Source organism: Arthrobacter sp. GAS37 (assembly GCF_044908325.1).
GTDB classification, from domain to species: Bacteria; Actinomycetota; Actinomycetes; order Actinomycetales; family Micrococcaceae; genus Arthrobacter; species Arthrobacter ramosus.
The window spans coordinates 1-10,134 of the sequence record NZ_JBIYDB010000071.1 but is presented as its reverse complement, the minus strand read 5'-3'; the positions used below and the strand labels follow the sequence as shown (position 1 = coordinate 10,134).

The following is a 10,134-nucleotide window of genomic DNA, read 5'->3' as shown; positions in this document are numbered from 1 at the left end:
CCGGGTGGCCCTCCCCCCCAGCCCAGGGCTTGACACGCCGCCCCTGGTATTTGTTTTACCACACCCCCGGGGCCCGGCCCCCCACCCATGGGGGGCCCCAGGACCCCAGCAGGCAACACTCATCCGCACTAAAGATCAATAAGGAGAACGGGGACGACATGTCTGAATCCGTTAACTTGCCCGCCCTTGGTGAAAGCGTCACCGAAGGCACCGTCACTCGCTGGCTCAAGCAGGTTGGTGACCGAGTGGAAGTCGACGAGCCCCTGCTCGAAGTTTCCACCGACAAAGTAGACACCGAAATCCCGTCTCCTATTGCCGGCATTATCGAAGAAATCCTCGTAGCTGAGGACGAGACCGCCGAAGTCGGCGCTCCCCTGGTTCGGATCGGCAGCGGCAGCAACGGCGCTGCAGCGCCCGCAGCCGCACCTGCGGAAGAAGCACCGGCAACCCCTGCCCCCGCCCCTGAAGCTGCACCGGCTCCCGCAGCCGAAGAAGCCGCAGCCCCTGCAGCCCCTGCAGCAGCTTCCAGCGAGGCATCGGGTCACGACGTGACTCTCCCCGCCTTGGGCGAAAGCGTCACCGAAGGCACCGTCACCCGCTGGCTCAAGGCCGTCGGCGACACCGTCGAGGTGGACGAACCGCTCCTCGAGGTCTCCACCGACAAGGTCGACACCGAGATCCCCTCCCCTGTGGCCGGTACTTTGCTCGAGATCCGCGTCAACGAAGACGACACTGCCGAAGTCGGTTCCGTTCTTGCCGTCATCGGCTCCGGCGCCCCCGCAGCAACAGCACCGGCACCCGCCGCCGCACCGGCACCCGTAGCAGCAGCCCCGGCCGCGGCAGCCCCCGTTGTTGAAGCCGTACCCGCTCCGGCAGCCCCGGCACCGGCAGCAGCACCGGTTGCCGCCCCCGCAGCTCCGGCACCGGTCGCCGCACCCGCAGCGTCTTCGAGCGAGTCCGGCTACGTCACCCCCCTCGTCCGCAAGCTGGCCAACCAGAGCGGTGTCGACATCACGACCGTGACGGGCACCGGCGTCGGCGGCCGTATCCGGAAACAGGACGTGCTTGCCGCGGCCGACGCCAAGAAGGCAGCAGCCGCCGCCCCGGCGTCCGCAGCCCCTGCCGCCCCCAGCAAGCCTGCTGCCGCCCCCGTGGCGGCCTCCTCGCTTCGCGGGACCGTGGAGAAGGCTCCCCGCATCCGCCAGGTCATCGCCCGCCGCATGCGCGAGTCCCTTGAAACCTCAACGCAGCTCACCCAGGTGCACGAGGTCGACATGACCAAGATCGCCAAGCTCCGGCTCAAGGCCAAGGGCTCCTTCGAAGCCCAGAACGGCGTCAAGCTGACCTTCCTGCCGTTCATCGCCAAGGCCGTGGCCGAAGCCTTGAAGCAGCACCCCAAGCTGAACGCCGCGTACGACGAAGACAAGCAGGAAATCACCTACCACAACGCTGAACACCTCGCGATTGCGGTGGACACCGACAAGGGCTTGCTGGTCCCGGTCATTTCCGACGCCGGCAACCTGAACCTTGCCGGCCTGGCCAGCAAGATCGCCGATGTCGCCGGCCGCACCCGCCAGGGGAAGATCGGTCCGGACGAACTGTCCGGCGGTACCTTCAGCATCACCAACATCGGCTCTGTCGGCGCACTGTTCGACACGCCGATCATCAACCAGCCCCAGGTGGGCATCCTGGGCACCGGGGCCATCGTCAAGCGACCGGTCGTGGTTGCCGACGAGAACGGCGATGACTCGATCGCCATCCGCTCCATGATGTACCTGTCGCTGACCTACGATCACCGCCTGGTTGACGGCGCCGACGCAGGCCGCTTCCTGCAGACCCTCAGGGCCCGCCTTGAGGAAGGTTCCTTCGAAGCCGACCTGGGCCTCTGATTCCAGTTATCGCGTGACGGGAAGGTCCCGACGGGAAACCGCCGGGAGCTTCCCGTTTTTCATGCCCGGATATTTCCCCGTGGCTTTGCTACGGCTCGTAGAAGATTCTGGCTAAGGTGGAGCCATGAGTATTCTCTTCAGTGTCCTGCTGTTCTTGCACATCGTCGGCGCAGCCATGATCGTGGGCTTTTGGATCGCCACCATGAAGCAGCCGACCGTCCACCCACGTCAGCGTGATGGCGCCTTCGTGCAGCTGATCACCGGCATTGCCATGATGGGAGTCCTGCCGGTGCTCCACAACCAAGATCCGGCCCACTTCGGCGAGCCCGACTACTTCAAGCTCGGCATCAAGTTCGCCATCGGTCTCGCAGTCGCCGTGATGGCCGTCATCGGCTCGCGCAAGGTCAAGAAGGGCGAAGCAGTCTCCACCGGATTGGCGCACGGCGTCGGCGGGTTGGCATTGCTCAACATCGCCATCGCCACGATCTGGCCGTAAACCGCCTCGATACGCGGCCGTCTGGACTCTCCGTCCAGGCGGCCGTCGCCGCTTAAACCGTCGCTTCTCAAAGAGTGGCAGTCACAATCCTCTGAGAGCGGACAAGCGGTGCACCGCCGCCGTCGAATCCCTAGGATTGAACCCGGCGGCACCCGGTATCCGGATGCCAATTCGCAACGACGCTGAGGAGTGGACATGGCTACAACACGCACCGCACACACGGTATGGAACGGCAACCTGATCGAAGGCGCCGGCAACACCACGCTGGACAGCTCCGGACTCGGAACCTTCAACGTCACCTGGAAGGCCCGCGCGGAGTCCGCAGAGGGCAAGACCAGCCCCGAAGAACTGATTGCCGCAGCACACTCGGCATGCTTCTCGATGGCGTTCAGCAACGGCGTGGCAGGCGCAGGATTCACGCCGGAAGAGGTCAACACCAAGGCCGACGTCACCTTCCAGCCAGGCGTTGGCATCGCGGGCATCCACCTGACCGTGAGCGCACGCATCCCCGGTGTCTCCGAGGAAGAATTCCAGCGCCTCGCCGAAGACGCCAAGGTCAACTGCCCGGTATCCCAGGCACTCCGGGCAACTCCGATCACGCTGGATGCCACGCTCGCTTCCTAGCGGCAACACGTCCAAAGCAACGAAGTCCCCGCCTTTCCTTCCGGAAGGGCGGGGACTTCGTTTTGCAGGCCTTGAGCTAACCCTTGTGCGGCCTCGCGGGCAAGGCAGCCGGGCGGACCTTGCGGTAGCCTTCACGCAGCGGTGGCCGGTCCGTGGGTAGCTCCTGGACCATTTCCTTGAGCGCGCCGATCCCGTACTCCAACTGGGGATCGGTGCCGGCCGCATAGGCGTGGGGCGGGAACACCACTTCGATGTCAGGCTCAACGCCGAAGTTCTCCACGCTCCAGCCGATGCCGCCGGAGAACCACGTGGCATAGCGCGGCTGGGTCACGCCGGTGCCGTCAGCCAGGGAGAAACGGTTGTCGATGCCCACCACTCCGCCCCAGGTGCGGGTGCCGATGACCGGGCCGATACCGCGGAGTTTGGACACCTGCGTGATGATGTCGCCGTCGGAGCCCGCGAATTCGTCGGTCAGGATGATGACCGGGCCGCGCGGGGCGTGATGCGGGTATGTACGCGGCTTTTCGCCGCGGGGCATGCTCCAGCCGGTGACCTTGCGGCCGATCAGTTCAGCCACGAGCTGCGAGGTGTGGCCGCCACGGTTCCGCCGCACATCGACAATCAATCCGTCCAGCGCGGTCTCGGTATCGAGATCCCGGTGAAGCTGCGCCCAGCCGTTGGCCATCATGTCCGGGACATGCAGATAGCCGAACTTTCCGTCCGAGGCCTCGCGCACGGTGCGCCTGTTGGCGTGCACCCATTCCTGGTACCGCAAGCGTTCCTCATCCTTCACCGGAACCACAGCGATCCGCCGCTGCTGGCCTGCCGCCTCACCGTGCCCACCGCCATTCAAGATCGTGAGTTCCACTGTCCGGCCCGCTGCGTCGACCAGTTGTTTGGCCGGAGTACGGTCTGCGGAGAGCCCGACGCCGTCGATCGCCAGGACCACGTCGCCCACCTTCGCGTCGGCTCCCGGCCGCGTCAGCGGCGAGTTGGCCAGGGGGTCGGAAGTGTCTCCGGCGAGGATGCGCGTGATCTCCCAACCGGCCTCCGTGAGCTTGAGGTCGGCACCGAGCCTGCCCTGTCCATTGCTCCCGGGTTCGCCCACCGCCGCCGGACGCACGTAAGCGTGGGAAGTGCCGAGCTCACCGTGCAATTCCCACAGAAGGTCCACCAAGTCGTCGTGCGAACCCAGGCGTTCGACGACGGGACGGTACCGTCCGTGCACCGAATCCCAGTCCTGGCCGGCCATGTCATCGGTCCAGAAGAAGTCCCGCTGCAGCCGCCACGCTTCGTCAAATGCCTGTCCCCATACGGCCAACGGATCCATGACCACCCGGATCCGGTTCAGCTCAACCTTGACTAGCTCGCCCGATTCTTCCTCAACCTTGGCGTCGGACGGTACGGCGACAACCTGCTTGTCGTTAACGAAGACCAGCTTCTTCCCGTCTCCGGACAATCGGTAGCGCTCAACAGCGGACGCGAGTGTTACCTGCTTCTGCTTCGAAAGCTCGTAGCGGACCAAGGCCGGAGCAGGCGCCTTGTCCTGTACCGTGCCACGGCCATCTCCCGTGACACCCGAGAGCGGGGTGTCGAGCCACAGCAGTGCGCCGCTGGAGGCCGAAAGCGCCGAGTAGTTGCCCTGCGGCACCGGGACGCCGATGACGCGCAACGGCAGCCCCTCACGGTCCACGCGGACCTTGACGGTGGTCCCGGCACTATCCCCCGTACCGTCTTTCGCCCCGTTCGTCGCGCCGTTCTTCCCTTCGGGTAGGGCGTCCGGTTCACCCTCGTCCAGCAGGTCCACTACCGGGCCGAAGGGCGATGGAGTGGCTGCAGCGAGTGCAACGAGGTAAGGCTTGATGGGGCTGGGGAAAGACAAGTCGAAGGCATGGCCGTCGTAGACGGGATCAAAGCTGCGGTTCGAGAGGAACGCGAGGAATTTGCCATCGGGAGTGAAGGCCGGCGATTCGTCGCAGAAGCGGCCGTCGGTGACCTCCACGATGTCTTCCGGGTTGGCGGTGTTGACCATGCGCAACTTGCTCCGCGAGCCGAAGGACGTCACAGGCTCGGACCATGCGAGCCATTGTGAGTCCGGCGACCAAGCGAGGCCATCAATGTTGCCGTCCCCCACGCTGACAAGCGGCGACAAGGTGCCACTGGCAGTGTCGGCCAGGTAAACGTCCCCGAAGGCGGTACCCACGGCAAGCCACCGGCCATCGGGACTGGCTTCGAGGGCGCTGGGACGTGCCGCCCTGGGGAAATCGATCCTCAGGAAGTCAAGCCGTGACTCCCCGGCTCCGCCACCGGCCGGGTTGACCGGGGCAGCCTCAGCGTCCGCGGACGCCGTAGCGGGCTCCGCGTGCGGTTCCGGCAGTCGAACCGCGGACGTCGCGGCCTGTCCCGTAATGGCCGATGCCGAGACGGGGCGGGGCAGTTGTCCGGCCCCGTCCTCTTCAGCTTCGCGTGGCGCGGGTGCGGCGTCCTGGACTGGAGCCTCAACGGCCGGCCCTGAAAAACGCGGGGCAATCCTCTTGATGTACATGGAATCGACGCCGTCGTGGTCCGCCACATAGGCGATACGACCGTCAATCAGGGGCCGGGGAAGCCTTGCCCGCACGCCCGGAGTCGCTTCGACCACCCGGGACGGTCCGTCTTTATGGCGCAGCCAGTGGATGGTTCCGTGGGATTCCACCGCGCTGGCCGAACCCGCGGCGTTGGGGAAGACGTCGCCCAAATGAGCGGCGACTTTGAGGGGTGCCGGCCGGCGCGACTGGGATGCCGAGCCCAGGCTGATGTCCAGCCGCACCGCCTCGGCATCGGCCTCGAGCGTCGGCAGGATCCACAACTCGCCCGCCGATTCGAAGATGACCCGATTGCCGTCACTCGCAGCGTGCCGGACATAGAAGTCCTCGTGATCGGTGTGCCGGCGCAGATCCGAACCGTCTGGCTGCACCGAATAGAGATTTCCGTAGCCCTCGTGGTCCGAGAGGAGGGCGATCCGTCCGCCTACCCACAGCGGGTCCGCGAGGTTCCCGTCGAGCTCGGGAAGCAAGCGGGCGAACTCGCCGTTCCCGTCGGCGTCGATCCACAGTTTCCCCGCGGTACCGCCCCGGTACCTCTTCCACCAGGCAGGCTCGCGGGAGAGCACGCTGGCAAGGACAACAGGACGCTCGTCCCCGACTTCCGGGCCGAACGCCACCGATTCGACCGGGCCAAAGGGAAGCCCGACGGCGGGGCCGCCGTCGAGCGGCAAGGCGTAGGCATGCGTGTGCCGCCCCTCAGCCTGTTCGAAAGCCGTGGTGACCACAATGTCGCCTGAGGAGGTGAATCCCTTGACGCGGGTGGTGCTGTGACCGAAGTAGCTCAACTGCCGGTACCCGCCGCCGTCGACATTGGCCGTCACCACCTCGGGAGCGGCCCCGACGATCGTCGTCCAGACGAGCCGTTTGCCGTCCGGGGTGAAGCGGGGATTGCGTGCAGGGAGCTGCTGGGCCGAAATCCGCCACGCGCGGCCTCCGGCCACGGGCGCAATCCAAACGTCGTCTTCGGCCACGAAAGTGATCAAATCACCGTGCAAATGCGGGAAACGGAAGTAGCTGGAGGAGGTCATTGTTCGATCATAGTCAACGGAGAAGCGAGCCCTTTGAGGCCTGCCGTAATGCCGAAGTGATGCTTGCCATGATGAGATGAGGCATGCGAATCGTGATATCGGGTGCTTCAGGATTCATCGGAACCGCGCTCTCCGCGCATCTCCTCGCCAGTGGGCACGAGGTCGTCCGGCTGGTTCGCCGTCCGCCTGCAGGAGCCGGCGAGGCATATTGGGATCCGGCCGCCGGTCAACTGGATGAGGCGGTACTCGACGGCGCAGACGCGGTGGTCAACCTCTCCGGTGCAGGCATCGGGGAGCGCCGATGGACCAAAGCACGCGTGCGGGACATCATCGACTCGCGCTTGCGGACAACCAAAACGCTCACGGCGGCCATGGGACGGCTGGGAACTCCGCCCGGAACGTTCCTGAGCCAGTCGGCCTCGGGTTACTACGGTTCATCCCGCGCCGGCCTGCTCCGGGAGGACGCAGGGCCAGGCAAAGGCATGCTGGCCACCCTGTGCGTCGATTGGGAGGCCACCGCCAACACGGCACCCGCCGGCGTACGAGTGGTGACGCCACGTACAGGTGTGGTCCTCAGCCCTGATGGCGGAGCGTTGGGGCCGCTCCTTCCGTTGTTGAAGATGGGCGTGGGCGGACCGTTGGGAAACGGCCGGCAATATTGGCCGTGGATTTCCCTCGTCGATGAAGTTTCGGCCTTCGAATACCTGCTCAACTCGTCGCTCGAAGGTCCCGTCAACGTGTGCGCCCCGGAAAGCGCCGACGTCAACGCCATCGTTGCGCAACTGGCGGCGGCCCTGCACCGGCCGGCGTTCTTACGCGTACCTGCCCCCGCACTGCGCCTGGCCCTCGGCAGCCATCTGGCAGAGGAACTTGTCCTCGCCAACCAGCGCATGGAACCGGCAAGGTTAATGGACTCAGGCTTCGCCTGGCAGCACCCCGCGCTGGCGGACGCCGCCCGATGGGTGGCGAGTGGCGGCAAATGATCGCTTAAGACTGCTTGGCCAGGATCTCCGTGATCCCCCACGCGTCCTCGCCACGCTGGAGAACCACCCTGAGTTCCTGTGGTTCACCCCGGGGACGCGCTCCGACTACCTTCCCTGAGGCCTCCCGTTCTTCGTAGGCGGAGGTTTGCACCGTGACAGCAACTGTTGCCCGGTCCGGGCTGGGAGGGCCTTCCACGCTCACGCTGGTCAAAGTGGTGGAAAAGCCCGCGAGAACCAAGCCGGCGCCGATCAATTCATCCCTGAGCTTTCCATCCGAGGCGGCGGCCGCCGAGCCCTGCACATTGACGTGGTCCAGGAGCTCGAACTTGCCGGAACTCAACGCTGTGTCCCGGATCGCAGACAGTCCCCTGATGGCTTCCTCGGGGTTTGCGGATCGGATCAAGCCCCTTGCTGCCGCGGGAACTTCTGCTGCCGGGGGAACTTCGTCGAGGACGGTTCCTTGCCCGGTATTGCGCTGCAAGCCTGGCTCGTTCGCGCTTCGCCCTTCCTGGCCGGCCCACCACACTGTGGTTACCGATCCGGCGCCTGCAACTAGCCCGACGGCGAGCACAACGGACGCCACCCGCCGCCGCACGGAAACCGGCGCAACCGCCCGCCGGCGCGTTCGTCCTGCCACCGGCGAGCGGAAGCGGCTGAAGAGCGCCGCGATGCGGGCGCGCTTTGAGCGAGGACCGGACCCCCGACGCCGGGTCATCAGTTCCGGAACAACTGTCGCGTGCACTGATACCGAAAGGTCCACGGCTTCAGGCGCTGCGCTCCGGTAGACCGCGACACCCAATTCGGCCGCGGAGGGCCGCTGTTGCCCATCGGGATGAAGCCCGGCCTCGATGGCAACGGCCAAGGCTGTGGGGACCGCGGGCACGAGCAATGTCAGAGGCGGCCTGCGTGCCGCAGTGTCCGGAGCGGAACCGGTGAGGCAATACCAGCCAAGGGCAGCGAGGGCGTAGGTATCGCGCTGCGGCTGGAGTTCCGCGGTCCCCCGGACAATCGGATCGGGATCCACGAATCCGGGAGTTCCGGACTCAGGGACCCCGGAAGCGTCCCCCACCACGCGGGAAATGCCCATGTCCGAGAGGAGCGGCTTTCCTTGGGCAGTGAAGAGCACATTGCCGGGCGAAACATCGGAATGTGTCATGCCTTGGCGATGCAGATAGGCCAATGCCTGCGCGAGGGGCGTCAGGATGGTCACCGTCTCACCCACGCCAAGACGCCCCCTGCTGGACACCAACTGCCCGAGGGATCCCCCGGGGGCATAATCCATGACCACGCCCAAGCCGCCGTCGAAGGTCCCTGCCAACTCAACAACGCCGTGGACCTTGACGAGGTGCTCATGGTCCAGCCTGGACAGAAGCCGCACCTCACGCAGCACGGATGACTTGGCCTCGCCTGGATCCACCGTCGACGGGCTCCGGCCGAGGCATTTCACGGCGAAACTGTTCACCGACCGCTGCTCTGTTGCGAGCCACACCGTGGCGCTCCCGCCGCGGCCCAGCTCACGGACCGGAACAAATCCTGGGATCACGGGTTCCGAAGGTTCGATGTCCAGGGAGGGCATGTCCCCCTCATGGTCCTGACCACTCTCGCCGGGCGAAAAAGTCTCCATGCCTCAACAAATACCGGAAATCGCGGATTGCCGCAGAAGTTATCCACAGGCCAGAGGGCAGGAGCCCAGCAAGCAAGCCGAGTACGACTGAGAGCTTGGCCACAAAATCATGGCCTGCGTCCAGCGGGGTCTAAGCTTGTCCCCATGACTCTTGAGTTTTCACAGCTGGGTCTTGCCCCGGATTTCGTTGACTACATGCAGGGCTGGGATATCCAGCGCGAACTCCACAACAAGGTTGTTGCCGGCGATAAACCCAGCACCGTCTTGCTCCTTGAACATGCCGCGGTCTACACGGCAGGCAAGCTCACGGAGGACCACGAGCGCCCGTTTGACGGCACACCGGTTGTTCCCGTGGACCGCGGCGGAAAATTGACCTGGCACGGACCGGGGCAGCTCATTGCCTACCCCATCCTCAAGCTGAAGAACCGCGCCGGGATCCGTGACTACGTCGAGCGCCTCGAAGCCGTCATGATCGCGATCATGGAGGACTACGGGATCAAGGCCACGCGCGTCAAAGGCCGGGCCGGAGTCTGGGTCCTCGCCGATGACAAGGGTCCGGACCGCAAGATCGCCGCGATCGGCATCCGCGTCCTGGACGGCGTCACCATGCACGGCGTCGCCATCAACTGCAGCAACGACCTGGCTCCCTACGCACAGATCATCGCGTGCGGCATCACCGACGCCACCGTCACCACCATGTCCATTGAGACCGGCAGGACCATCAACCCGGCCGACATTGCCGAGCGCTTCGTGGAAGAGTTCCGCAAGCACGAAGAAGCACTCGTATCCATCCCCGAAGGAGCACTCCAGTGACCCTGGCACCTGAAGGCCGTAAGCTGCTGCGCGTTGAACAACGCAACAAAGCCGTCCCGGTCGAACGCAAGCCCGAGTGGATCAAGGCCAAG

The 10,134-nt window shown here is 65.4% G+C and carries 7 protein-coding genes; 5 read left to right on the top strand and 2 right to left on the bottom strand.

All coding sequences use genetic code 11. From position 1 onward, the window contains the following. Window positions 1-158 precede the first annotated feature (158 nt). The 3 genes from sucB to ABH924_RS24520 all read left to right on the top strand — a co-directional run bounded on the left by sucB (window position 159) and on the right by ABH924_RS24520 (window position 3,009). Window positions 159-1,889, top strand: a complete 1,731-nt coding sequence (gene sucB, locus ABH924_RS24530; protein ID WP_404503097.1) for a 2-oxoglutarate dehydrogenase, E2 component, dihydrolipoamide succinyltransferase — start codon at window positions 159-161, stop codon at window positions 1,887-1,889. A gap of 124 nt (window positions 1,890-2,013) precedes the next feature. Beyond that, complete coding sequence (locus ABH924_RS24525) at window positions 2,014-2,385, top strand: hypothetical protein (protein ID WP_284981436.1); 372 nt, start codon at window positions 2,014-2,016, stop codon at window positions 2,383-2,385. A 195-nt stretch (window positions 2,386-2,580) separates the two neighbouring features. Then, entirely contained in the window at window positions 2,581-3,009 is a 429-nt protein-coding gene (locus ABH924_RS24520) for an OsmC family protein (RefSeq protein ID WP_404503095.1), read from the top strand. 76 nt (window positions 3,010-3,085) lie between these two features. Here the strand turns inward: ABH924_RS24520 and ABH924_RS24515 are convergent, their stop codons facing one another. Continuing rightward, window positions 3,086-6,622, bottom strand: a complete 3,537-nt coding sequence (locus ABH924_RS24515) for a S41 family peptidase (RefSeq protein ID WP_404503093.1) — start codon at window positions 6,620-6,622, stop codon at window positions 3,086-3,088. Between the two features lie 83 nt (window positions 6,623-6,705). Here ABH924_RS24515 and ABH924_RS24510 point away from each other — a divergent pair, with 83 nt between their 5' ends. Continuing rightward, window positions 6,706-7,605: a TIGR01777 family oxidoreductase gene (locus ABH924_RS24510; protein WP_404503091.1), complete on the top strand. Its 900-nt coding sequence runs from the start codon at window positions 6,706-6,708 to the stop codon at window positions 7,603-7,605. Window positions 7,606-7,609: 4 nt separating this feature from the next. On the opposite strand, the gene ABH924_RS24505 is transcribed toward ABH924_RS24510, so the two are convergent. After that, window positions 7,610-9,229, bottom strand: a complete 1,620-nt coding sequence (locus tag ABH924_RS24505; RefSeq protein ID WP_404503089.1) for a serine/threonine-protein kinase — start codon at window positions 9,227-9,229, stop codon at window positions 7,610-7,612. Between the two features lie 144 nt (window positions 9,230-9,373). Between ABH924_RS24505 and lipB the strand changes: the two genes are divergently transcribed. Next, on the top strand, window positions 9,374-10,042 hold the full coding sequence (gene lipB, locus ABH924_RS24500) for a lipoyl(octanoyl) transferase LipB (protein ID WP_404503087.1): 669 nt from the start codon (window positions 9,374-9,376) through the stop codon (window positions 10,040-10,042). Window positions 10,043-10,134 lie beyond the last annotated feature (92 nt).